Genomic DNA, 21,744 nt, shown 5'->3' with positions numbered 1-21,744 from the left:
CCGCTGTGCCAAGGTCACCCTGATCTGAGCTTCGACGCGTTTTCTTCACGCGAACCGGTGTCCACTTCGCTCGAAAACGCTCCAGGGAGACCTCCATGGCGATCTACGAACTCGACGGGCAGGGGCCCGATCTTCCCGCCGACGGCAGCTACTTCATCGCCGACAATGCCGTCGTGATCGGCAAGGTGCGCCTCAAATCCGCGGCGAGCGTCTGGTTCGGCGCCGTGCTGCGCGGCGACAATGAGTGGATCGAGATCGGCGAAGGCTCCAACGTCCAGGACAATTCGACCCTGCATGTCGATCCCGGCTTTCCCCTGACCATCGGCAACAACGTCACGATCGGCCACAATGCGATCGTGCACGGCTGCACGCTGGAAGACGGCGTGCTGATCGGGATGGGATCGATCGTGATGAACGGTGCGCGCATCAGGCGCGGCAGTGTCGTCGGCGCCGGCTCCGTCATCACCGAGGGCAAGGAGTTTCCGGAAAATTCCCTGATCATCGGCGCGCCCGCACGCGTGGTGCGCACGCTGGACGCCGCACAGGCGGAGGCGTTGTCGCGGCCGGCGAAGTCCTACGCGATCAGGGGCCCCCAGTACAAAGCCGGGCTGAAGAAGATCGGCTGAAGGCTCAGCGCTTCCGGCCCTGGCTGCGTGCGCGCTTCGGTGTTGCGGGGCCTGGCTTTGCCGCCTCCCGCGGTCTCGCTGCTTCCTGAAGTCTTGCGCTCTTGCGCAGCGCATCCTTCAGGTCGATCGGAATGCCGTGCTTCTTGAGCAGGTCGGCGAAGGCCTCGTCCGCGAGCTCCTGCAGCGTCGCCATCCGGTCGCGCCCAAGCTGCTTCAGCTTGTCGGCGGTATCGTCGTCAAACTCGATCAGCTTGCGCAAATTGCATTGCTCCCAAACTGTATTGCCCCAACGCCTGTGGGAACCGGCGTTTTGCGGACCCGTTGATGTCCGCAAGGGAGAATTGCCATGCGCAAATTATCCGTCACCGTCGCGTCAGCGACAATCGCGATTCTGCTGGCACCCACGATTACCGTTGCTCAAGGCACCGGCACCAGGAGCGGCAGCCCTTCGTCAGCCGGCCCGACGTCGCCGCAACTCGCATCACCGCCGCCCAGCACCGCTCAACCGTCCAGCCGGCTGAACTCCGGTGAGGGCGTCACCACCGGTGCGGCGTCGAGCGAAAGCTTCGACAAGGCGATCGCCGACGAGAACAGGACGGTCGATCGCCGGGTCAACGGCATCTGCCGCGGCTGCTAACTTTTGACGGCTGCGCCTTGATGAACGCGGGTCGCGCAGAAGTGAGCGCGACATGAGCGCGCGGTCGAAGCCACGGTCCTACATTGAGTTAGCATGCGCGGGACGCGGCGGAGGAGGCTTGCAAGGAAAAGCCTTGGAAAGAGGAGTGACGGGTGATGTTGCGTAAAACGATGATTGCCTTGCTGGCGACGGCCACGGTCGGCCTGTTCACGGTCGATGCCGCGTCGGCTCGAGGTGGTTTTGGTGGTGGCGGTTTCCACGGCGGTGGTGGCTTCCACGGTGGTGGCGGCTTTGGCGGCTTCCACGGTGGCGGCGGCGCCTTCCGCGCCATGGGCGCGGGCGGTGGCTTCCGGTCGGCCGCGATCGGTGGCGGTTGGCACGGCGGCGGCTGGCATGGTGGAGGCTGGCACGGCGGAGGCTGGCATCGGCGCGGCTGGGGCTATCCGTTCGCCGCGGCCGCGATCGGCTTCGGCCTGGGCTACGGCGCCTACGATTACTATGACGGCTACTACGGCAACCCGTACTACGCCGGTTACGGCTACGACGACGGGTATGGCTACGGCGATGGTTACGGTGACGGCGGCTGTTATGTCGTGCGTCGTCGCATGCTGACGCCGTATGGCTGGCAGGTGCGACCGGTGCAGGTTTGCAACTGAGACATCTGCTGATGCATGGCCGGTCCATCGGATCGCCATGCTGATGGTGTTGGAATGATCGGCACGGCCTCGGCGTCTTGATGTCGGGGCCGTCGCGCATTGGTACGCGGCTTGCAGCGCATTGCAGCAGTCTGTGTGTGAACGCGTCGCGAAAACAAACGGTCCGGCTACGATTGGAGCCGGGCCTCAGAGGATATCAGAGATGCTGACCATTCCTGATCTGACATTGCTGTTCATGGTTGTTGTTTCGGGCCTCGCAGTCGCATTCGTCTACATGCTCCACGAGCTCGAGCCGAAGCTTGCACGGCTGCGGCAGCGAAGCGATCGCGTCCTGCGCGACCGCACCAAGTAGGCGGCAACACGGATCGCTGCGACTTCAGCTGCAGCGATGTCGCGCGTGCAGAGCCGTCATCCGAGCACGCCGCGTTTCGGGATGGGCAGTCCAGAGACCGGGATTCACGGTCACAAAAAACAAGGCCGTCGACGTAGTATACCGTCAACGACCTTGCCAGCCCCGGATATTGAAATCGGCTCACGCCATCCGGTGATTAAAGATGACTCGGATTCGAAGTCGGATATGTGAACCAGTTCACAAAGTCCGGATTAATTCACGGTAACGGGCACTCATGCGAGGCTGCCATCGGCAGGCCTGGAGCTGGAAGTTCCACCTTAGGTCCTGATGTTGTTCGGGATTTGGCGCTTTTTGATGGCCGGGCCGGTGACGGGGCGCTCGGCTGCCATCGGTCCTCAACCGCGCGATCCGCGGCGCTTCCGGTTGGCGCTCCGGGCGGCCTTCGACCGCTTGCGCGGCTCGGGCTCGGCGGCCGGCTCATTAGCCTGCGCGCTCGCGAGCGACTGGCGCAGGCCCTCGACCTGTTCGGTCAGCGCGGCGACCTGGTCGGAGAGCTTCTTGGCGTCGGCCTGCTGTGCGGCGAACTGCTTACGCATGGCCAGCAGTTGGTCCTGCACTTCCTGCAACTGGTCGATGGATTCCTGCTGGGTCGCCTCCATGCCCTTGGTCTTTTCCACCAGGGCCTCGGAGACCTGTGCGGTCCGCGCCTGCAATTGACGGACGGCGACCATCCGGTCGGTCTCCGGCACAGTGCCGCTGAAGGCGCGCCACAGTGCGATCGAGCCGATCCCGAACAGCACGAGCACCAGCGCCACGGCACCGATCGCGATCGGCTGCACGCCGATCAGGCTGCTGGCTTGTGCATTCCGGGGGGCAAGTTCGACCATGCGACCAGAACCGGACATCAATTGAAAGGTTTCGAATAGCACAACCGCGATGCGGGCAAAACCCCCGGGGATTCAAGCAGGTGGCGGGGGGAGTGCAAAACTCGCCGCAAACTCCGGGGCTTCTGCCTCAAAACGGGACTGTCCGGCACGCGTCCGTGGCTCAGCCCGTCGGCGCGATCAGGCCGACCCTCATGTCCTTCGCCAGATAGACGCAAGCGCCGTCGGCGAGCACACGGCCGTCGGCGATGCCCAGCACCAGCCGGCCGCGCCTGACCTGACGCATGTCGACCTCATAGCGCACGAGCCTGACGTCCGGCGTGATGTGGCCCCTGAACTTGACCTCACCGACCCCAAGCGCGCGGCCTTTGCCCGGCGAGCCCGACCAGCCGAGCCAGAAGCCGATGATCTGCCACATCGCGTCGAGACCGAGGCAGCCGGGCATCACGGGGTCGCCGGCAAAGTGACAGGCGAAGAACCAATGGTCCGGTGCAATGTCCAGCTCGGCGGCGACATGGCCCTTGCCGAAGGCGCCGCCGTCGATGCCGATGTCGGTGATGCGGTCCATCATCAGCATCGGTGGCGCCGGCAGCTGCGCATTGCCGGGGCCGAAATAGCCGCCCGTGCTCGAGCGCAGCAGATCCGGCTTGCTGTAGGATGATTGCGGCGTGTGAAAATCATGCGGGTTGAACAAGATGGCCACCGACCTTGGGGTTATAGTTGAACATTAGAAGCGGCCGCGCCGCGCGGCTTTCGGCTTCGCCGGCGGGGACTTGGCAGTCAGGCGCAGCGCCGCGGCCATGAAGGCCCAGATGTTGCCGGTCAGCCTTGCCGGATCCGGTCGCCGGTCGGCCGTAAGCGCACCGATCAACGCCTGGCGGATGCCGCCGATCATCAGCGCGATGGTGAGGTGAGGGTCGAGGTTGCCGGGTACGATCCCGTCGCGCTGCGCGGCCTCCAGCATGCGCGCACCGGCTGCAAGCTGGCGGCTGGTGAAGGCGGTCTCGACATCAAGCACTTCGGGCGCCCGGCTCAGCGGTCCGATCACCAGCGGCGCGAACGGGTGCTCATAGTGAAACGCGACATAGGCGCCGATCCGCGCCTTCTCCCGGTCCGCCCAGTTGCTGGCGGACAGCTTGGCGCCGCCGAATGCCGCCTCATCGAGATGTTCATAGAAGTCTTCGACCACGGCGGCGATCAGGCCGGCTTTCGATCCGAAATGGTGATAGGCGAGCCCGATCGAGACCTGCGCCCGTCGCGCGACGGCCTGCATCTCGAGATGCCCTTGGCCTTCGATCAGCTCCTCTTGGGCTGCCGATAGCAGACGCTCGCGTGTCCCCTGGCTCGTTGCACTCATCGTCAGTTCGTCTGCGAGTTGAATTGAATTCAATTCAATCGGGCGGATGCTAGGATGTCAAGCCTGGGCGCCGGATGGCCGAGCGTGCCGGTGCAGGGCATGCGATGGCGTTTGCGATCAAGACCGAGATCTCCGAACCGCGGGCGAAGGCGTTCGTCTTCACCGCGCAGAAGACCATGTACGGCGGCAAGCTGATCGCGGCCGGTGACATCGTGTTCGCGAGCGAGAGCGAGGGCGGCACGGGCCTGATCGCCCGCGCGGTGGTGACCTCCGTCGAACCGGTGCCGCGCAAGCCTGGCATCGCCAGGCAAACGCCGCGGGTCAGCATCGCGGTCAGGCGTGTTGCGTTGGCGAAGCGGCCGCTGGGACGTGACGCGCTCAAGCGCTTCAAGGATTGGGACGACGGCCGGCCCGAGACCGAACTCAATTTCAAGTTCTATCGCCAGGCCACCAACAAGATCGTCGGCATCTCGGACGAGACGGCGGCGTTCCTCGATCGGTTCTTCTGATCGGTCACCGCGTCCCCCGCAAAAAGTTGCGGCCAGGCTTTGGGGGAAGCCTGGCCGCGCGCGAACCGGTCTGGGACGGGGAGGGGTGGGGATGTGACCGGGTCGCGAACTCGATTCCTTGTTGCCGCTCAGCGCGAGCTTGCGGTTGAAACTGCGGGGCGGTTGTCGCCGAGCGAGACCCACACATTGGGATCGCTCTGCGATTGCCGCTTGACGAAGCGGTAGCCGGTCTCCGTCCAGGCGACGATGCTCTCGTTCTGATTGTCGAGCACGAACTCGCCCTTGTCGGTCTTCACCGTCAGCACCGCGTGGCCTTCGCCCTTCTTGTCGCGGACCACGGTGATCAACAGCGCCTCGCGCGGCCAGCCGGCGTCCATCAGCATCTTGCGTTTCAGGAGCACGTAGTCCTCGCAGTCGCCGTAGCCGTCTGTCGGCAACGACCATTTCTCGATCACGCCCCAATGATCCATGTCGGTCATCGGCTTGATGGATTCGTTGACCCACTTGTTGACCCGCACGAGGTCGCGCCAGGCGGTCTGCGACAACACGATGTCGCGTGGTTGCGTCTTGCCGCCGCGGCACTCGGCGGGATTGTCGGCGCAGAATTCGACCCAGCCGATCGGCGAACGCGCAACGTCACCCAGGCTGGCGTAGACCACGTCGCCGGCCTTGGCCGACACGCACGTCGCAAACAGAATGGCGGCAACCGCCAAACCTTTCCCCTGTCCCCTGAACCCAAACATCGTGGCCCCCGTTCTTCTTGTTGGGACCACGTTTCGCACAAAGCTTTTGCGCCGCCGCTAAGTGTGCGAAGTAGATTTGACGCGAATACTGGTAAAAGCTGCGGCGAATTCGATCTTTACTTGAATCAAATTCGCGTAAAATTTGAAACATCTGCAATTGATTCAAATTTTATCTATTAACGCGGCAAGCGCTGCGCCAGCGCGGTTTGTTGCCTCAAACGCTCCGGCCGTTAACCGCCGATTTCACTGCGCCAAACGCGCCGAGGGCGGCCACCGGTGCACCGGTGGCCGCCTTCGCGGGCTGAAAACGGGGGTCTTGAGCGGTTTTTCGCTTTACCTCGCGGTAACGCTCTCTTCGAGCGTTTCCGCCGACTGCTCGTGGACGAACTCGAGCGCGAAGCCTTCCTCGAGATTTCGCACCACGCGGGCCTGCACCCTGCCGAGCATCACCAGCGACTTCAGCGGCGGGCGGTTCTCCGCGGCAATCGCAGCACCGGACAGCGAAAGGTCGATGATGCGGCAGGTCATCCGCGAGCCGTCTTCCTGGGTGAGCAGGGCGATCGGGTTGCGCGGCACGATACGGTCGTGGCGGCGATCTTCGGGCAGATTGAGGATGTCGCGGTTGGCGAGCCAGGTGAGCTGGGCGGCGAGCTTGTCGCGCTTGCGTGCGGTGGCGCCTATCGTCATCGCAAAGCCGTTGTCGATGATGCGGGTGATGCGGCCCTCGACCCGGCCGATATGGTCGAGATAGGCGATCACGCGGTCGCCGACATTGCCGATGCCGGGCGCAAGCAGCGCGAGGCCGCCCGGGGACATGTTGATAATCTGGCAGGGAAACTCGCGCCGGTCGGGCAGCATGTAGCGGCCGAGCAGGTGCACCTTGACGCGCTGGAAGCGCCGCCGCTCCTCGGCAACGGGGACGACGGTAGTTTTCTTCTGTGCAAACGACATCACAACTAACCCGGCCACCGTCCATTCGGAGCCCCGACGACCCTAAGGCTGATAGGGTTAACGGGGCGTTACGGTTGTGAAAGGGAACCCGGACACGGAACGAGAGCGACAAGTGAAGCTCACATGCGCCGTATCCAGGGCGTTAGGCTCGTTCAGATGCCGCGTCAGGTTCTCCGAACCATCGCGCTGCGGCTCGAGCAGTCTGCTCCAGATCCGGCTCGATGTCTGTGGCCCAAGCCACAAACCCGTCGGGACGCACCAGCACCGCGCGCAAGCCCAGCCGATCCGCGGCATCGCGTGCGAGATAGCTGATCCGCCCGCGCCAGCGCTCGGCCAGCGCGCGCAGAGGAGAGCGCGGATCAAAGTCGAGCAGCAGACCGCGCCCATCTCTGAGCAGTTCGCCGAGCCTCGTCCCGCAGGCGAGCTCGAAGTCGGGCGCGCTGCGGCCGACCAGCGGATGGCCGCCGCCAAGATCGCAGCGCAGCGAAACGCCCCACACGCGCTCGGCAAAATAGGTCGCGCCGTCCGGCGTCGCGATCAGATCGCGGATGATGGCTTCGAGCGCGCGCGAACTCCGGCTCGGCCGCATCAGCGCGACCTGGGCGCGCGACCAGTCCAGGATCTGCGTGCCCACCGGATGCCGTTCGCCGCAATAGCTGTCGAGCAGACCGGCCGGCGCATCGCCGCGGATCGTGGACGCGAGCTTCCAGCCGAGGTTCATCGCATCGCCGAGCCCGAGGTTGAGCCCCTGGCCGCCCAGCGGAGAATGGATGTGCGCGGCGTCGCCCGCGAGCAGCACGCGTCCGTTCCGGTAAGCCGTCGCCTGACAGGCGCGATCGGTCCAGGTGGTGGCAAGCAGGAGCGCCGTCAAGGTCACGGCGGTGCCGGAGACACGGCGCAGCACCGCCTGCACGTGCTCGCGTGTGATCTCATGAGTGCGGTGGAAGGCGCCGCCGTCGAAATCGACCATCGCGATGGTGCCGGGACGCGCGTACGTGTACATGCCCGTCGGCGTGTAGTGGCGGCCGGGGCGGAGCGTATCCGGATCGGCGATCTCGACCTCGACCGAATAGCCAGTGAACTCGGGATCGGTGCCGACAAACTCAAAGCCGCCGGCCTTGCGCACCGTGCTGCGGCCGCCGTCGCAACCGACCAGCCAGCGCGCATGAAACGTCTCGCCGGCGGCGCGAACGATCACGCCGTCATCCGACTGATCGAACGCCTCGACGGCCGCGCCGCGCCTGATCTCGACGCCCATCGCAATTGCGCGAGCGGCGAGCGCGGATTCGAGCGACTCCATGTCGACCGCCATGCTGGTGCCGGCCGGACCCGGCAGGCGATAGGACCATTTCGAACTGTCGATATCGTCGTGATAAAACTGGATGCCGGCGAAATGGCCCGCCGGGCGGCGCGGCTGTTGCATCCAGTGCGCGCCGTTCGGTGCCTTGCTGCCCGAGCCGTCTTTCGCGCGCTGCGGCATCGCAATGTCGTCCAGCATCCCGCGACGGTAGAGCGCTTCGATGGTTGGCGCCGAAAGGCCGCGCATGCCGAACGGCAGCCGCTTCAGCGGCGAGCGCGGGTCTGTGGCCTGCTCCAGCATCAGCACCGAGCGCCCGGCGAGCCGCAGCTCGGAGGCGAGCAACAGGCCGACCGGGCCGGCGCCGGCGATGACGACATCATGGGGAAGGGGGTGGTGGTTGTGCATGAACTGCTCCTTTGTCGATGTTCGACCGGAGCGGTTCGTCGGGTTGAGAACCACACGGACGAACAATGGACGCTTCGATAGCGTCCGGTGTTCGTCGTGGGGATCTCATGCACGCGGCAGGAGACCAGAGCTTTCGTTTTCGAAACGAGTTCGATTTCGAAAGGACTTGGGCTTACCAAACCAAGTCTGCCTTTTCCGACACGGGCGATATAGCGGCATCGCGACAGCTCCGCAACGGCGATCTGTGCGTGCAGGTTATGGGAACAACGCAGGGCCGCGATGTCCCGGTGCGACCGCACCGGCGTTATCAGGACCGCCGACGCGGCGCGCGCCCGGGCGCGGCGCAAGATTGTCCGGCGTCTTGATGTTGCTGGCGAGGCCTGCTGCCTCAAAGGCCTTGATCAGCCACCAGCCGAGATCGATCTGGCCCGGCAGCAGCCCGAGCTTGGCGGAGCCGGGATAGGCGTGGTGATTGTTGTGCCAGCTCTCGCCCATGCTGATCAGCCCGGCGATGCCGACATTGTAGCCCTGGGCTGCAACGCCTTCGATGATCCAGGTCTGTCCGCCCTTGCGATGCGAGTAGTGACCGATCAGCCAATGCCCAGTGACGCAGACGGCGACCCGGACGCAGATGCCCCAGACCAGCCAGCTCCACGAGCCGATCGCAAAGAACAGAAGGGCCCAGGGCAATTGCTGCCACATCCAGGTTCGCTCGACGAAGGCATAGAAGCGGTCATCGGCGAGCCGCGGTTCGAGCCGGAAGACCGGCGGGTGCTTCAGCACCAGCGTGCAGTGCAGCTGCCACCAGGCATCGCGCCAGAAGCCGGCGGCGTGGCGGGAGTAGGCGTGGCACGCCGCCTGGCGTTGCGCCCAGTCGCGGAAATCGTGTAGCCGCACCATGCCGTAGGGGCCGGCCATTCCGACCAGCGTGCCGAGATAGACGCAGAACCGTTCGAGCCATAGCGGGCAGTCGAAGCTCGCATGGATCAGGCGGCGATGCATGCCGACCGAATGGCCGAAGCACAGCGTGATTGCGCTGGTCACGATCAACAGCGCGAATGCGCTCCACGAGAACAGCAATGGCCCGAACACGATCGCGACCGCGGTCATGCCGCCGAGCCACAGCGATTTTGCCGGCGCCCATTGCACGCGCCCGTCCAGCGGGTCGGTGCTGTCGTCCGCGAAGATACGTTCGGACCCGGGTTGCAGCTTCATTCCGTAACCTGAAATTGTGCCGCAGGTTTGGATGGAGCGGCCGTTGCTGTCAATCCGCAGCGCGCGTCCGTCATGTCGCAGTCCACATTGGCATCTCCGGCCGCTTCACCTAGCCTGTCCTGGCTTAAGAAGCTCATCGGCTTAGTAAGCGCTTGGGGCGGAGACGTTCGATCATGCGACTGAAATTCTGGTTTGCACTCGTTGCGGCGATCCTCGCCGGCACTGGCATGGCACGCGCCGCCGAGATGCGGGTCACCTTGCTGGGCACGGGCACGCCGACGCCGCGGCTCTCGAGCTTCAGCGCCGCGACGCTGGTGGAGGCGGGGCCCGAGAAGCTGATGTTCGATTTCGGGCGCGGCTCGACGATCCGCCTGTTCCAGAAGAAGATACCGATCGGCGCGATCACGGCGCATTTCATCACCCATCTGCACTCCGACCACATCGTGGGCCTTCCCGACATGTGGCTGACGGGATGGATCGGCACGCCGTTCGGCTCGCGCAAGACGCCGATGGTGATCTTCGGGCCGAACGGCACGGTGGCGATGACCGAAAATCTCACCAAGGCGTTCTCCGAGGACATCCGCATCCGGATCGATGACGAGGGCTACCCGCCTTCGGGCGTCGCGTTCGCGGCCAAGGACATCGCGCCCGGCCCGGTCTACGAGAACAACGGCGTCAAGGTCACCGCGATCGAGGTCAATCACGGCGAGAAGATCAAGCCGTCGTTCGGGTATGTCGTCGCGTATGACGGCAAGAAGGTGGTGCTGTCGGGCGACACCAAGCCGGACGAGCGGGTGGCGAAGGCGGCCGAGGGCGCCGACCTCTTGATCCACGAGGTCGCGATCATCGACCCCGACCTGTTCAAGGCCTATCCGAACTATCTGGCGATCGAGAACCACCACACCTCGCCGGAACAGGCCGGCAAGATCTTCGCGCAGGCCAAGCCGAAGCTTGCGGTCTACTCGCACATCGTGTTCGCGAGCCAGCCGCCGACGCAGGACGTGCCGGAGGACGTGCTGTTGAAGCGGACGCGCACGACCTATCAGGGACCGCTGGTGATCGGGCACGACCTGATGTCGTTCGTGATCTCAGACAAGGTCGAGGCCTTCGCACCCGACGGCACCGCGATGAAGTGACGATCTCCGTGCGCAGGCGACGCGGCGGGCTACTTGGCTTCGGCGTCCATGGCCGGTTCGGCCGGCACCGCCGGTGGCTCAACCGTCACGGCCTTGAGCACCTTGCGCTTCGCCGCGCGGATCTCGAGCTGCAGCGGCGGCTGATAGGACCCGGCTGGTGGCTCGAACATGAAGCCATGGTGCCCATCGCCCTTGTTGAGCTTGAGAAGATCCTTGCGGAATTGATCGGCGACGACTTCGGCAACAAGGTCGCCGTTGAAATAGATATCGATCGTGACCCGTTTGTCGGGGTGCTGGTCGTACAGGGCCCAGCCGGCGATCCGGTTCTCGTTGAAGACGTCGACATGGCCGGTGACCTCGCCCGAGAGGCTCTCGATGCCGGCTTCGATCACCTCGAGGTCGCTCTTGTAGATCGATCGCGTCACGTCGAAGCTGAAATGCGCGGTATCGACACATTGGTCGAGCAGGTTCTGCCGATGTTCCTTCATTCGTTGCAGCGTGTCCAGCTCGCCCAGCTTGACGTACATGCCGACGATGCCTTCGATACCAGGATTCATGGTGTCGTTCCCCGCAATGCTACAAGCCTATTGGCCCTCAGTTGCGTTCACAATCAACGGTTCTTTGCGATGCGTCCTTGCGGAAAAATACTCCCGTCAAGACTTGAAGCGCGTCGTCCCGCCAAGGCCTTTCATGGAGGTCTGTCATGAAGGCCTTCATGACAGGCGTTCATGACATCCCGATCGTCCTGACCTAAAGTCGGTGCGGCCGAACCCGGCCCAATGACAAGGACAGGGAGAGCGAACCGATGCAGCAGATCCGCGTATGCACGCATGACGGACCTGGAGCCAAGCCTGTAATCCGGACCGTGCCATGGCCGGATGTCGGCAAAAAGGCGGCCTTGATCAAGGTCGGCGCCTGCGGGGTTTGCGGAACCGACCTGCACATCCTGAAGGGACATTGGCCGAAGCCGCTGCCATGGCCGTTCACGCTCGGCCATGAGCTCGGCGGCGTGATCGTCGAATGCGGCGAGGCGTTCACCGAAGACTTCATGAGCAAGCCGCTGCAGGTGGGATCGAAGGTGATGATCCCGCCCTTGATGCCCTGCGGCCGCTGCTATTACTGCATCCATTATCCCGAGAGCGCCAACAAGTGCCTGACGCCGGTGTATTACGGCCGCTATCTCGGCTTCGACAAGGCGCCGCACATGTGGGGCGGCTGGGCCGAATATGTCTATGTCGATCTCGACATGCTGCCCGGCACCAAGATCTACAAATTGCCCGACGACATGTCGCTGCGGCTCGGCGCGCTGTCGGAGCCGTTGACCTCCTGCATTCGCGCCTTCAACCGCGCCACCCGCGCCGGCGGCTTCAGCTGGGGCGACACCGTGGTGATCCAGGGCTCCGGGCCGATCGGCATCCTCGCGGTCGCGGCCGCGCAGGAGATGGGAGCGGGGCGCGTGATCTGCGTCGGCGCGCCGGAGCTGCCGCGGCTGGCGCTGGCGCGCAAGTTCGGCGCCGAGGCGACCGTCGATATCGAGCAGCTCAAGACGCCGGAGCAGCGCATCAAGGCGGTGCGCGATATCGTCGGCGGCTTCGGTGCCGACCTCGTGATGGATTGCTCGGGCCATCCGAGCGCCGGCCCCGAAGGCATCGAGATGCTGCGCGACGGCGGCACCTATGTCGAGATGGGGCAGTTCACCGACGCCGGCTCGATCAATACGTCGTGGCACCGCATCTGCACCAAGGACCTCAACGTGCTCGGCTCCTGGGGCTTTACCGGCAACGACCTGCCGCTCGGCGTCGACATGCTGTACCGCACGCGCAACAAATATCCGTGGCTCGACATGCAGACGATCTATCCGTTCACCGAGGACGGCGTCGCGCGCGCGGTGGCGGACGCGATGGCGATGAAGACGGTGAAGTCGACCATCGTGCCGTGGCCGGAGCTGGTCGGATGATGCAGGCCAATGGGAGCGTCGCTATTCCTGTTGCAGTGCTCCCAAGGAATGCCGGCCGGGGCGCCGCCGGGGGCGGCCTGATATCGCTCGCCGGGACGGCGGCCCGGCGCTAACATCCGCGCATGCAATCGAACCGTGTGCCGCCGAGCGCAACGTTTGCGTGGGGAAACCTGTCCGAGGACTTTCCGCTGTTCCGAACGCTCAGCGCGGAGCAGCGGCTGATCGCCTTTGGCGCAATGACCCGGCGCGACCTGGTGCGCGGCGAGCTGCTGGTCGAGCAGGGCGGCGCCTCGGATTCATTGTTCCTGGTGCTGCACGGCGCGCTCGCCGTGTACCGGACCGATCATCCCGAGCCGATTGCGGAGCTTCGCGCCGGTGAGCTGGTCGGCGAGATCGGCTTCTTCGCCAACATACCGCGCACGGCCAACGTGATCGCGATCCGCGATTCCAGCGTGCTGGTGTTGACGCGCGCAGCCTATGCGAGGCTGGTCCAGGAAGCGCCCGGCATCGTCGAGGCGCTGCTTGCCGCGCTTGCGCAGCGCTTTGCCATCCAGACCGCGCGCCTGTTGCCCGTCCGGGCGTCACCAAAGGCGCGCACCGTCGCGCTGATTGCGGGCGGACGGGAGCCGGTGCCGGCTGCCTTTGAACGGAGGTTGCGCGAAGGGCTTGCCGCAGCAGGCGCCGAGATCGTCGATCTCGCGCGCGTGCAGGCGATGTTTCCCGGCCGCGCGCTGGACTCATCCGAGGTCGCCGACTGGCTCAACCGGATCGAGTACGACGCGCCGCTGGTGGCTTATTTCGGTGGTGCGGAAGCATCCGAATGGGCGCGAAAGACCATTCGCCAGGCCGACCTCGTCGTGCTCGCCTGCCGCGGTGATGCTCCGCCGCCGGTTCTCACCGAGATCGAGAGCTTCGCGTGCGGGGTGCATCCGGCGTCGGCGCGGCGCCTGGTTCGTGTTCACGATATCAGGCAACACGAGGTCAGCGGCACCGCGGCCTGGCTGGCGCGGCTGCCTTGCTTCATGCATCACCATGTCGCGCTCGAGGACCAGATCGATATCGAGAGCCTGGTGCGCTTCCTGTGCGGTCGCGCCGTCGGGTTTGTCGCCGGCGGCGGCGGCAGCCTCGGCACGGCGCATGTCGGCGTCTACAAGGCGTTTCGCGAGCGCGGCACGATGTTCGACATCTTTGTCGGCACTAGTGTCGGTTCGGCGATGGCGGCGGGCTTTGCCAAGAATTACGACGCCGAGCATCTCGAGCGCGGCACCCATGAGATCTTCGTCTCCAGCCGCAGCTTCCGCCGCCCGACCTGGCCGCGCTACGCGCTGCTTGACCACAAGGCCTTCGATCGGGCGCTCGCCGATCAGTACGGCCACAATTGCCGGATCGAGGATTGCTGGCGGCCGTTCGCGGCGGTCGCGACCAATCTGTCGACGCACAATCTCGAATTGATCAGGACCGGCCTGCTCTGGCAGGCGGTGCGGGCATCGAGCGCCATCCCCGGCCTGCTGCCGCCGTTCTACACCCGCGATGGCCTGATGCTGGTCGACGGATGCCTCGTCGACAACGTTCCACTCGCGCAAATGCACCAGCTGAAGAGCGGGCCGAATCTGGTGGTGCATTTCGGCGAGCCGGCGACCGAGATGTTCGACGTCGACTATGCCGCGCTGCCGGGAAGGTTCGAGCTGCTCGCGTCGCTGCTGACGCCATTCCGGCGGAAGGCGCTTCCATCAGCGCCGAGCGCCGTCAACGTGTTGTGGCGAAGCCTCGTCGCGCATCAGCGCTACGATACGCTGCCGACGACGCCGCTCGACTTCGTGATGCGCCCGCCGACGCCGGATGGCATCGACGTGACCGATTTCGATCGCCACCAGGAAATCTTCGAATCCTCGTACCGCTGGGCCCAGGAGACCATTGCAGCCTCGGAGGCAGCGCATCATCCGGCCGTTGCAGCGATCGTCGCGTCGGCCAAGGGGACGGACGCGGGTGCGGAGTTGGCCGCGAACAACAGCGCGGATCAGACGACGACGGTGACCGCACCCATGTCCCATCAGGCCCGCGTCGTCGGCTGAACGTCTTGCAGGCGGCGCCGAACTCGATCATCGTGCCGGCCGAAAATCCGGAGATGACGATGCCTTTCGATTTGATTCTGCGCGGCGGACGGGTGGTCGACCCGTCGCAAAAGCTCGACGCGGTGACGGATGTCGCCTTTGCCGGCGGCAAGGTTGCGGCGGTCGGCCGGGAGCTGAAGGCCGATCCCGCAACTGAGGTCCGCGACGTTTCCGGGCTGATCGTCTCGCCGGGGATCATCGACCTGCACACCCATGTCTATTGGGGCGGCACCTCGCTCGGCATCGACGCGGAGGAATTTTGCCGCAACTCCGGCGTCACCACGTCGGTCGACACCGGCAGCGCCGGTCCCGGCAATTTCGCCGGCTTCCGCAAGCACGTGATCGAGCCGAGCCAGGTTCGCATCCTCGCCTATCTGCATGTCTCGCATGCCGGCATCTTCGGCTTCTCGGACCGTGTGATGGTCGGCGAGAGCGAGGAGTTGCGGCTGATGAATCCGGTCGAGGCGGCGCGCGTGGCGGACGAGAACCGCGACCTCATCGTCGGCATCAAGGTGCGGGTCGGCCTGCACGCCTCGGGCACTTCGGGGCTGGTGCCGCTCGAGATCGCGCTCGAGGTTGCAGAGGAGGTCGGCATGCCCTTGATGGCGCATATCGATCACCCGCCGCCGAGCTATGAGGAGGTGCTCGCGCGCCTGCGCCCGGGCGATGTGCTGACCCATGCGTTCCGTCCGTTCCCCAACACGCCCGCGACCGCGCAGGGCACGGTGAAGAAGGTGGTGCTGGAGGCGCGCGAGCGCGGCGTGCTGTTCGACATCGGCCACGGCAAGGGCTCCTTCGCCTTCAAGACCGCGCGCGCGATGCTCGCCAACGGCTTCTATCCCGACACCATCTCCTCCGACATCCATCAGCTCTGCATCGACGGTCCTGCGTTCGACCAGGTGACGACGATGTCGAAATTCCTCTGCATGGGGATGTCGCTGCCGGACGTGATCGCCGCATCCACCGTCAATGCCGCGATGGCGCTGCGGCGGCCGGAGCTCGGCAGCCTCAAGCCCGGCAGCGTCGGCGACGCCACGCTGCTCTCGATCAGGGACGGGCAGTTCGATTATGTCGACGTGGTCGGCGAACACCTGACCGGCGATCGCAAGATCGTCTCCGAAGGCGTTGTGATCGGCGGCCGCTGGTGGCATCCGAGATAGAGCGTGCTCTCAAGAAATCCGCATCGGCTTCTCCCCCAAAGCCGACTTCGATGGTGGTCTGAATCGATGTTGGCTAAGGGCCAATTGGCGACATCGTAGGCTGGAATTGCTGCGATGGCGCCTCCTCAATGAACGTATCAACTCGCTGATTGGTGCCTGCCATGCGCTACGACTTCGCTCTGGTTAGCCAGCTATGCCGAGAAATCGGAATGATAGTGCGACTGCATAACGACCATCGTGTAGAGGTCGATCTTGGCCGTGACGCAATTCTGTGTTTTCAGAACGCCGAGCGCGAGGAAGACTGCCTGATCGGTTTTCTTGGCATGCCGTGGCATGTGCACGATAATCTTATGTTCGCCGATGCTCGCGGTAACTACATTGAACTCGACTACCTCGACCTACTCACAGGTTTGAAAGAAGGGAGCGTTCTCGTTTGCGAGCGGGAGGTAAAGGGCCGGACGGTGGACATCTGGCCGGTCCATAGCGAATACAACGACGAACTCAAGTTTCTTGAAGAGGGTGAACGGATCATCGTACGTCGCGCAACGGTCGAACCGGCATAATTGGACAGATCGACCTTTATGTCCGCTATGGGTCAAATGCCGACGTCGGCTCCGACCGATACGATGTCCGCTTTGGACCAGGAGCGGACATCCCGCACACTTCCCAATCGTTTGAAAGTGCGGTCATATAGCGTCCGGTGACACTTGGCGTCTTCGGGCGAGGGTGTCCGCTTGCGCGGGGGGAATGCGCGTGAAGGAACTCGCTGGAAAGACTGCGTTCGTCACCGGTGCAGCGTCGGGCATCGGATTGGGGATCGCGACCGCTCTCGCCCAGGCGGGAGCGAAAGTCATGCTTTGCGATATCGAAGAAGCGGCTCTGTCCGCGGCGCTCGAGCAACTGAGGCTCACCAACGTCGATGTCGAAGGCGTGAAAGCGGACGTCTCGCTCAAGGCCGAACTCGCGGCGGCCGCCGAAGCCACGACGGCCCGCTACGGCAAGGTGCATATCCTCGTCAACAACGCGGGCGTCGGCGGCGGTGGGCCCTATGGCGCCTGGACCGACGCGTCATGGGATTGGACCATGGGCGTCAACCTGATGGCGACCATTTGGGGGATCGAGATTTTCGGCCCGTTGATCGAGGAGCATGGCGAGGGTGGACATATCGTCTCCACAGCCTCGATCGCCGGCCTTATTTCAGGGGAGAGCAATGCATACAACGTTTCCAAGTATGGCGTCGTCGCGCTCTCCGAGGGCCTGCGGCATGAACTCGCGCCCCGCGGGATTGGCGTATCGGTGCTGTGTCCAGGGTTCATTCGCACTCAAATCGTGGACTCAAGGCGCAATCTCCCCAAGCGCTTCGAGGGGGCGGTCCGCACCTTGCCGACTTCGGGCCCACGTGCCGAGCAGATCAATATGGTCCGGGCACGCATCTCTCAGGGCATAGAACCCAACTATGTCGGTGAACTCGTCCGCGAGGGCATCGAAAACGACTGGCCATATATTTTCACCGACCTCGAATTTGAGCCGATGGTCGAAGCGCGCTTCGCCGCAATCAAGCAAGGCTTTGACCACATCCGCGGGCGCAACCCGAAACGTTGAGCATCCGAGATGACCGGTGGAGCCTCTAGTCGGCGACGATTGGCCCGAACGGTTCCCATCGTTCGCCGGTGAAGCGCATCATCCGGAACTGCTTGATCACGCGATAGTCGGTGCGGCTGGTGTTGATGGCAAGGCCCGGCAGCAGCAGGTCGAGCTTGACGTCCTTCAGACTGGCGGCCTGACGCATGATGTTGTCGCGCGAGACATCGTCGCCGCATTGTTGCAGCACGCGCACCAGCAGCTCGGCTGCGCTATAGCCGTAGACCGTGAAGAGGCTCTTCCTGTCGCCGTCCGCATAATACGAGTCCATGAACGCGCGCCATCGCTTCATGCCCGCATCGTCGGCCCAGGTCGGGTCGGCGGCCTCCTTGAACGAGCTTGCCGAGATCAGCCCTTTGGCATTCTCTACTCCCGCCGGCACCAGCACCGCGTCGATCGAGGACGAGCCGACGCCGAGCAAATGCAGCGGCTGCCAGCCGAGCTCGGCCGTCTTGCGGATGGCCTGGGCGGCGAATTTCGGTGCAGCCATGTCGATCAGCACATCGACCGCTGCGGCCTTGAGCCGGACCACCTGCGTATCGATGGTCGGGTCCGTCGCATCATAAGGGGCTTCGGATGCCAGCATGGCCGGCGCCTGCGCGCCGAGCGCGTCCTTCAGCCCCGCGAGATATTCCTTTCCGCTCTCGTCGTTCTGGTAGAGCAGGCCGATCCTGGCGTTCGGGTAATTGTCGAGGATGAACCGTACATAGACGCGGATCTCGGTCCGCAGGTTCGGCGCGAACCCCATGGTCCAGGGAAAGCTGACCGGATCCTCGAACCGCGTGGCGCGCCCACCCGCGAACAGCTGCGGGATACGGCGGTCGTTGAGATATTTCTGCACCGCCATGTTTGAGGCGTTACCGACGCCCTGGAACGTGAACAGGACCTCGTCGCGCTCGACGAGTTTGCGAACCTGCTCGACCGTCTTGGCCGGTGTTGCGGCATCGTCATAGGAGATCAGGTTGATCCGGCGGCCGTTGATGCCGCCGCCGTCGTTGATCATCCGGAAGTAGGCGGCCTGCACCTTGCCGATGACGGAGAAAGCCGACACCGGGCCGCTATAGGGCATCGTCTGTCCGATCCTGATTTCGCTATCGCTGGCGCCGGGATCGTATTTGCGGTCTGCGGCGAGCAGGTCGGCTGCAGCAAACAGACTGAGGCTGATGATTGCGGCTCCAGCTGCTGGTCTGTACCAGCTCTTACGCATCACGCGGCTCCACGGCTGCCGATGTCGTCGACGGGACGTCGCGCGCGCCGGCCTGCTGCAACGCAAGCATTCCCTCATGGTAGAATCCGCGTGCTTCCATGCCGGTTTCTCGCGACGCCGGTTCAGCAAACAGACTCCATAGCATTAGCGCGCGCATGCGGTCTCGCGATGTGTCGGGCGTTTTGCCCGAAGCGGCGTCGACATATTCCCGGCTGATCAGCGAGCCACATTGCTATGAAGGCGTGAGCTCCCCGGCCGGGACTTCGCGCCTCTTGCGCGCCAACGCCGCGTCAAGCGCGCTGCTGCGAATGATGTGCAATCGCAGCAAATCGTTCGCGCCAATCGATGTCGCGCGAGGCGTTCGGCGGTTCATCCCCTCATCAAAAAAAAGATCGGCAGCGCGAATAATGTTCACGCCTTGCGCCGCCAAGGCCGCACCACATGTCCGCACCGCAATTCTTGGGTGAGGTTTGGCTCCCAAACCGCCCAGTTGCGAATTGTGGAGATGGGCTATGGACTTCCTCGGTTTTCTTAATGGTTCAGGTTTAACTCAGCCTGCCATTTGGATCGCTGCAGCGGTCGCATGTGTGATCCTGCTGCGCATATCGAACGTATTTCGCTACATTCCGAACAATCAGGTCGGCATCGTCGAGAAGCTGTGGGCGATCAAGGGCTCGGTCGACGGCGGCTTCATCGCACTGAACGGTGAGGCCGGCTACGAGCCGGAGGTGCTGCGCGGCGGCTTGCACGTGATGTTTCCCTTCATGTACCGCATCCACCGCTCGGACCTCGTGACCGTCGGCCAGGGCAAGATCGCCTATGTGTTCGCGCGCGACGGTGCAGCGCTGGAGCCGTCGCAAGTGCTCGGCGCGAACGATACCGAAGACAAGTCGGACTTCCAGGACGCACGCCGCTTCCTGCTCGGCGGCGGCCAGAAGGGGCCGCAGCGTAAGATCCTGCGCGAAGGCACCTATGCGATCAACACCACGCAGTTCGCCGTCATCACCGACGAGCGCGTCTACGGTCATGCGCTCAGCGAGCGGGAACGCGGCGTGCTGGAGAGCATGCAACTCACCATCACCGAGCGCTGGGGCTTTGCGCCGGTCGTGCTGGCGGCCGATCACGATTTGGTCGGCGTCGTCACGGTGCATGACGGCCCGTCGCTGCCTCCGGGCGAGATCATCGCGCCCGAAGTCGGCATCGAGCTGCGCGATGCTGCGACCTTTCACAACAATTTCCAGGAGCCCGAGAAATTCCTGCGCGCCGGCGGCTATCGCGGCCGCCAGCTCCAGGTCATCGTCGAAGGCACCTGGTACATCAACCGCCTGTTCGCGACCGTCGAGGCGGTGCCGAAGACGGTGATCCCGGTCGGCAATGTCGGCGTCGTCATCTTCTACACCGGCCCGCGCACCGACGACGTCTCGGGCGAGCAGTATCGCCATGGCGAACTGGTGCTCAACGGCAGCCGCGGCGTCTGGAAGGACCCGCTGTTGCCGGGCAAGTACGCCTTCAACACCTATGCCGGCAAGATCGAGGTGATCCCGACCGTCAACTTCATCCTGAAATGGATGCGCGGCGAGGTCGGTTCGATGAAGCTCGACGAGAACCTGTCGGAGATCTCGCTGATCACCAAGGACGCGTTCGAGCCGACGCTGCCGCTCTCGGTGGTGATGCATATCGACTACAAGAAGGCGCCGATGATCATCCAGCGCTTCGGCGACGTGAAGAAGCTGGTCGAGCAGACGCTCGACCCGATGGTCAGCGCGTTCTTCAAGAACATCGCGCAGAAGATGACACTGATCGAGCTGCTGCAGAACCGCGCCGCGATCCAGGCGGAAGCGGCGCACGACATGAAGGCGAGGTTCGAGAGCTATTCGCTCGACCTTCAGGAGGTGTTGATCGGCACGCCGCGCGCGGCCCCCGGTGACCACACTATCGAGAACATCCTGATCCAGCTCCGCTCGCGCCAGATCGCGCGCGAGCAGATCGAGACCTATCAAGAGCAGGAGAAGGCCGCGGTGCAGGAGCGCGCGCTCAATGAAGCCAAGGCGACGGCGGCGGCGCAGTCGGCGCTGACGCAGTCGCTGATCCAGGTCAAGGTCAACGAGAACGAGGGCGCGGCTGCGCTGGCCCGCGCGCAGAAGGATGCCGAGACGAGGAAGGTGACCGCAGCCGCGGTCGGCGAGCAGTCGCGGCTCGAAGGCCAGGGCGAGGCCGACCGGGTGCTCGCGGTCGGTACCGCCAACGCGCAGGCGACCAAGCTGTCGGTCGATGCCTATGGCGGCCCGGAATACCGGCTTGCCGAGCAGAACTTCGCGAAGTTCGCCGATGCGCTGACGCGGATCAGCCAGCCGCTGGTGCCGCAATTCCTGATGTCGGGCGGGCAGGGGCAGGAGGGCAACAGCGCGGGCCTGATCCCGACTGCGATGCTGAGCTCGATGTTCGGGCAGATGATGCCCGGCGCATTGGAGAAGCTGAAGGACGAGGCACCGAAGGCCGCGCGCCGCACCAACGGTCAGTGAGGTGACGATCGTGCGATGCGGTCGAGCGAGCGGCCGCAAAGATGCTGTGCTCCCTCTCCCGCTTGCGGGGGAGGGCACTCGTATATGGCAGCGAGAAGCTTGGCATTGCCGTTTCCCCAGTCGTCATGGCCGGGCTTGTCCCGGCCATCCACGTCTCTCTCGCGCGGAAACCAAGACGTGGATGCCCGGCACAAGGCCAGGCATGACGCATTCGTGGGAGATCGAGCCGATATGCGATAGCCCCGCCATTGCGGGCGAGGGGCTGCATGCACGATTTCGGAATATTCGAAATATATGCCTGATTTGCCCGACGTGTCAAGTTGCCCCGTCGAACGCCGGCGGCCCTCGGCTCCTTTGCATGGGGTTGTTTTCGAT

23 protein-coding genes are annotated in these 21,744 nt (G+C 64.3%); 12 read left to right on the top strand and 11 right to left on the bottom strand.

Going from position 1 to position 21,744, the window contains the following annotated elements; genetic code table 11:
• Positions 1-95 precede the first annotated feature (95 nt).
• Positions 96-626, top strand: coding sequence for a gamma carbonic anhydrase family protein (locus ACOIX3_RS25190; RefSeq protein ID WP_092115174.1), 531 nt, complete (start codon positions 96-98; stop codon positions 624-626).
• A 4-nt stretch (positions 627-630) separates the two neighbouring features.
• Here the strand turns inward: ACOIX3_RS25190 and ACOIX3_RS25185 are convergent, their stop codons facing one another.
• The gene (locus ACOIX3_RS25185; protein WP_420964739.1) at positions 631-885 is read right to left on the bottom strand and encodes a hypothetical protein; all 255 of its coding nucleotides are present in this window, start codon (positions 883-885) and stop codon (positions 631-633) included.
• 87 nt (positions 886-972) lie between these two features.
• Here ACOIX3_RS25185 and ACOIX3_RS25180 point away from each other — a divergent pair, with 87 nt between their 5' ends.
• From ACOIX3_RS25180 to ACOIX3_RS25170, 3 genes are all read left to right on the top strand, one after another.
• Positions 973-1,263, top strand: coding sequence for a hypothetical protein (locus ACOIX3_RS25180; protein ID WP_420964738.1), 291 nt, complete (start codon positions 973-975; stop codon positions 1,261-1,263).
• Positions 1,264-1,418: 155 nt separating this feature from the next.
• Positions 1,419-1,919 carry a hypothetical protein gene (locus ACOIX3_RS25175; RefSeq protein ID WP_298373316.1) on the top strand — a complete coding sequence of 167 codons (501 nt, stop codon included), beginning with the start codon at positions 1,419-1,421 and terminating at the stop codon, positions 1,917-1,919.
• Between the two features lie 202 nt (positions 1,920-2,121).
• Positions 2,122-2,271, top strand: coding sequence for a hypothetical protein (locus tag ACOIX3_RS25170; protein ID WP_298373313.1), 150 nt, complete (start codon positions 2,122-2,124; stop codon positions 2,269-2,271).
• A gap of 395 nt (positions 2,272-2,666) precedes the next feature.
• Here the strand turns inward: ACOIX3_RS25170 and ACOIX3_RS25165 are convergent, their stop codons facing one another.
• The 3 genes from ACOIX3_RS25165 to ACOIX3_RS25155 all read right to left on the bottom strand — a co-directional run bounded on the left by ACOIX3_RS25165 (position 2,667) and on the right by ACOIX3_RS25155 (position 4,512).
• Positions 2,667-3,158: a hypothetical protein gene (locus ACOIX3_RS25165; RefSeq protein ID WP_420964737.1), complete on the bottom strand. Its 492-nt coding sequence runs from the start codon at positions 3,156-3,158 to the stop codon at positions 2,667-2,669.
• Between the two features lie 160 nt (positions 3,159-3,318).
• Positions 3,319-3,849: a bifunctional 3-hydroxydecanoyl-ACP dehydratase/trans-2-decenoyl-ACP isomerase gene (fabA, locus tag ACOIX3_RS25160; RefSeq protein ID WP_298373307.1), complete on the bottom strand. Its 531-nt coding sequence runs from the start codon at positions 3,847-3,849 to the stop codon at positions 3,319-3,321.
• Between the two features lie 33 nt (positions 3,850-3,882).
• Positions 3,883-4,512, bottom strand: a complete 630-nt coding sequence (locus ACOIX3_RS25155) for a TetR/AcrR family transcriptional regulator (RefSeq protein ID WP_420964736.1) — start codon at positions 4,510-4,512, stop codon at positions 3,883-3,885.
• Between the two features lie 74 nt (positions 4,513-4,586).
• Here ACOIX3_RS25155 and ACOIX3_RS25150 point away from each other — a divergent pair, with 74 nt between their 5' ends.
• Positions 4,587-5,021, top strand: a complete 435-nt coding sequence (locus ACOIX3_RS25150) for a hypothetical protein (protein ID WP_420964735.1) — start codon at positions 4,587-4,589, stop codon at positions 5,019-5,021.
• A gap of 128 nt (positions 5,022-5,149) precedes the next feature.
• On the opposite strand, the gene ACOIX3_RS25145 is transcribed toward ACOIX3_RS25150, so the two are convergent.
• The 4 genes from ACOIX3_RS25145 to ACOIX3_RS25130 all read right to left on the bottom strand — a co-directional run bounded on the left by ACOIX3_RS25145 (position 5,150) and on the right by ACOIX3_RS25130 (position 9,635).
• Positions 5,150-5,764 (bottom strand): transglutaminase-like cysteine peptidase, encoded by a 615-nt coding sequence (locus ACOIX3_RS25145; RefSeq protein WP_420964734.1) that lies wholly within the window; start codon positions 5,762-5,764, stop codon positions 5,150-5,152.
• A gap of 333 nt (positions 5,765-6,097) precedes the next feature.
• Positions 6,098-6,715, bottom strand: coding sequence for a PilZ domain-containing protein (locus ACOIX3_RS25140; RefSeq protein ID WP_092115166.1), 618 nt, complete (start codon positions 6,713-6,715; stop codon positions 6,098-6,100).
• 142 nt (positions 6,716-6,857) lie between these two features.
• The gene (locus ACOIX3_RS25135; RefSeq protein ID WP_420964733.1) at positions 6,858-8,420 is read right to left on the bottom strand and encodes an FAD-dependent monooxygenase; all 1,563 of its coding nucleotides are present in this window, start codon (positions 8,418-8,420) and stop codon (positions 6,858-6,860) included.
• Positions 8,421-8,675: 255 nt separating this feature from the next.
• Positions 8,676-9,635, bottom strand: coding sequence for an acyl-CoA desaturase (locus tag ACOIX3_RS25130; protein WP_420964731.1), 960 nt, complete (start codon positions 9,633-9,635; stop codon positions 8,676-8,678).
• 173 nt (positions 9,636-9,808) lie between these two features.
• Between ACOIX3_RS25130 and ACOIX3_RS25125 the strand changes: the two genes are divergently transcribed.
• Positions 9,809-10,771 (top strand): MBL fold metallo-hydrolase, encoded by a 963-nt coding sequence (locus ACOIX3_RS25125; protein ID WP_420964730.1) that lies wholly within the window; start codon positions 9,809-9,811, stop codon positions 10,769-10,771.
• A gap of 29 nt (positions 10,772-10,800) precedes the next feature.
• Here the strand turns inward: ACOIX3_RS25125 and ACOIX3_RS25120 are convergent, their stop codons facing one another.
• Entirely contained in the window at positions 10,801-11,328 is a 528-nt protein-coding gene (locus ACOIX3_RS25120) for a hypothetical protein (protein WP_229168199.1), read from the bottom strand.
• A gap of 248 nt (positions 11,329-11,576) precedes the next feature.
• Between ACOIX3_RS25120 and ACOIX3_RS25115 the strand changes: the two genes are divergently transcribed.
• The 5 genes from ACOIX3_RS25115 (at position 11,577) to ACOIX3_RS25095 (ending at position 17,601) form a co-directional block, all read left to right on the top strand.
• Entirely contained in the window at positions 11,577-12,728 is a 1,152-nt protein-coding gene (locus ACOIX3_RS25115; protein WP_420964729.1) for a zinc-binding dehydrogenase, read from the top strand.
• 122 nt (positions 12,729-12,850) lie between these two features.
• Positions 12,851-14,800, top strand: a complete 1,950-nt coding sequence (locus ACOIX3_RS25110) for a cyclic nucleotide-binding and patatin-like phospholipase domain-containing protein (protein ID WP_420964728.1) — start codon at positions 12,851-12,853, stop codon at positions 14,798-14,800.
• 59 nt (positions 14,801-14,859) lie between these two features.
• A complete protein-coding gene (locus ACOIX3_RS25105; protein ID WP_420964727.1) occupies positions 14,860-15,999 on the top strand; it encodes an amidohydrolase/deacetylase family metallohydrolase in 1,140 nt (379 codons plus the stop codon).
• A gap of 161 nt (positions 16,000-16,160) precedes the next feature.
• Entirely contained in the window at positions 16,161-16,562 is a 402-nt protein-coding gene (locus ACOIX3_RS25100) for a hypothetical protein (RefSeq protein ID WP_420964726.1), read from the top strand.
• A gap of 190 nt (positions 16,563-16,752) precedes the next feature.
• Positions 16,753-17,601 (top strand): SDR family NAD(P)-dependent oxidoreductase, encoded by an 849-nt coding sequence (locus tag ACOIX3_RS25095; RefSeq protein WP_420964725.1) that lies wholly within the window; start codon positions 16,753-16,755, stop codon positions 17,599-17,601.
• A 25-nt stretch (positions 17,602-17,626) separates the two neighbouring features.
• Here the strand turns inward: ACOIX3_RS25095 and ACOIX3_RS25090 are convergent, their stop codons facing one another.
• Together ACOIX3_RS25090 and ACOIX3_RS25085 are read right to left on the bottom strand one after the other, a co-directional pair.
• Entirely contained in the window at positions 17,627-18,847 is a 1,221-nt protein-coding gene (locus ACOIX3_RS25090) for an ABC transporter substrate-binding protein (RefSeq protein WP_420964724.1), read from the bottom strand.
• Between the two features lie 232 nt (positions 18,848-19,079).
• Positions 19,080-19,262 carry a hypothetical protein gene (locus ACOIX3_RS25085; RefSeq protein ID WP_420964723.1) on the bottom strand — a complete coding sequence of 61 codons (183 nt, stop codon included), beginning with the start codon at positions 19,260-19,262 and terminating at the stop codon, positions 19,080-19,082.
• Between the two features lie 97 nt (positions 19,263-19,359).
• Between ACOIX3_RS25085 and ACOIX3_RS25080 the strand changes: the two genes are divergently transcribed.
• Positions 19,360-21,369 (top strand): SPFH domain-containing protein, encoded by a 2,010-nt coding sequence (locus ACOIX3_RS25080; RefSeq protein ID WP_420964722.1) that lies wholly within the window; start codon positions 19,360-19,362, stop codon positions 21,367-21,369.
• Positions 21,370-21,744: the final 375 nt, after the last annotated feature.

Source organism: Bradyrhizobium sp. B120 (assembly GCF_049075665.1).
In the GTDB taxonomy this organism is placed as follows: domain Bacteria; phylum Pseudomonadota; class Alphaproteobacteria; order Rhizobiales; family Xanthobacteraceae; genus Bradyrhizobium.
This window is presented reverse-complemented; position numbering and strand designations above follow the sequence as displayed.

Bases quoted from the DNA above. Each gene is read 5' to 3' on its own strand.
- ACOIX3_RS25190 (WP_092115174.1), top strand. From the start codon at position 96: ATGGCGATCTACGAACTCGACGGGCAGGGGCCCGATCTTCCCGCCGAC.
- ACOIX3_RS25180 (WP_420964738.1), top strand. From the start codon at position 973: ATGCGCAAATTATCCGTCACCGTCGCGTCAGCGACAATCGCGATTCTG.
- ACOIX3_RS25175 (WP_298373316.1), top strand. From the start codon at position 1,419: ATGTTGCGTAAAACGATGATTGCCTTGCTGGCGACGGCCACGGTCGGC.
- ACOIX3_RS25170 (WP_298373313.1), top strand. From the start codon at position 2,122: ATGCTGACCATTCCTGATCTGACATTGCTGTTCATGGTTGTTGTTTCG.
- ACOIX3_RS25165 (WP_420964737.1), bottom strand. From the start codon at position 3,158: ATGGTCGAACTTGCCCCCCGGAATGCACAAGCCAGCAGCCTGATCGGC.
- ACOIX3_RS25155 (WP_420964736.1), bottom strand. From the start codon at position 4,512: ATGAGTGCAACGAGCCAGGGGACACGCGAGCGTCTGCTATCGGCAGCC.
- ACOIX3_RS25150 (WP_420964735.1), top strand. From the start codon at position 4,587: ATGGCCGAGCGTGCCGGTGCAGGGCATGCGATGGCGTTTGCGATCAAG.
- ACOIX3_RS25145 (WP_420964734.1), bottom strand. From the start codon at position 5,764: ATGTTTGGGTTCAGGGGACAGGGGAAAGGTTTGGCGGTTGCCGCCATT.
- ACOIX3_RS25140 (WP_092115166.1), bottom strand. From the start codon at position 6,715: ATGTCGTTTGCACAGAAGAAAACTACCGTCGTCCCCGTTGCCGAGGAG.
- ACOIX3_RS25135 (WP_420964733.1), bottom strand. From the start codon at position 8,420: ATGCACAACCACCACCCCCTTCCCCATGATGTCGTCATCGCCGGCGCC.
- ACOIX3_RS25130 (WP_420964731.1), bottom strand. From the start codon at position 9,635: ATGAAGCTGCAACCCGGGTCCGAACGTATCTTCGCGGACGACAGCACC.
- ACOIX3_RS25125 (WP_420964730.1), top strand. From the start codon at position 9,809: ATGCGACTGAAATTCTGGTTTGCACTCGTTGCGGCGATCCTCGCCGGC.
- ACOIX3_RS25120 (WP_229168199.1), bottom strand. From the start codon at position 11,328: ATGAATCCTGGTATCGAAGGCATCGTCGGCATGTACGTCAAGCTGGGC.
- ACOIX3_RS25115 (WP_420964729.1), top strand. From the start codon at position 11,577: ATGCAGCAGATCCGCGTATGCACGCATGACGGACCTGGAGCCAAGCCT.
- ACOIX3_RS25110 (WP_420964728.1), top strand. From the start codon at position 12,851: ATGCAATCGAACCGTGTGCCGCCGAGCGCAACGTTTGCGTGGGGAAAC.
- ACOIX3_RS25105 (WP_420964727.1), top strand. From the start codon at position 14,860: ATGCCTTTCGATTTGATTCTGCGCGGCGGACGGGTGGTCGACCCGTCG.
- ACOIX3_RS25100 (WP_420964726.1), top strand. From the start codon at position 16,161: ATGCGCTACGACTTCGCTCTGGTTAGCCAGCTATGCCGAGAAATCGGA.
- ACOIX3_RS25090 (WP_420964724.1), bottom strand. From the start codon at position 18,847: ATGCGTAAGAGCTGGTACAGACCAGCAGCTGGAGCCGCAATCATCAGC.
- ACOIX3_RS25080 (WP_420964722.1), top strand. From the start codon at position 19,360: ATGGACTTCCTCGGTTTTCTTAATGGTTCAGGTTTAACTCAGCCTGCC.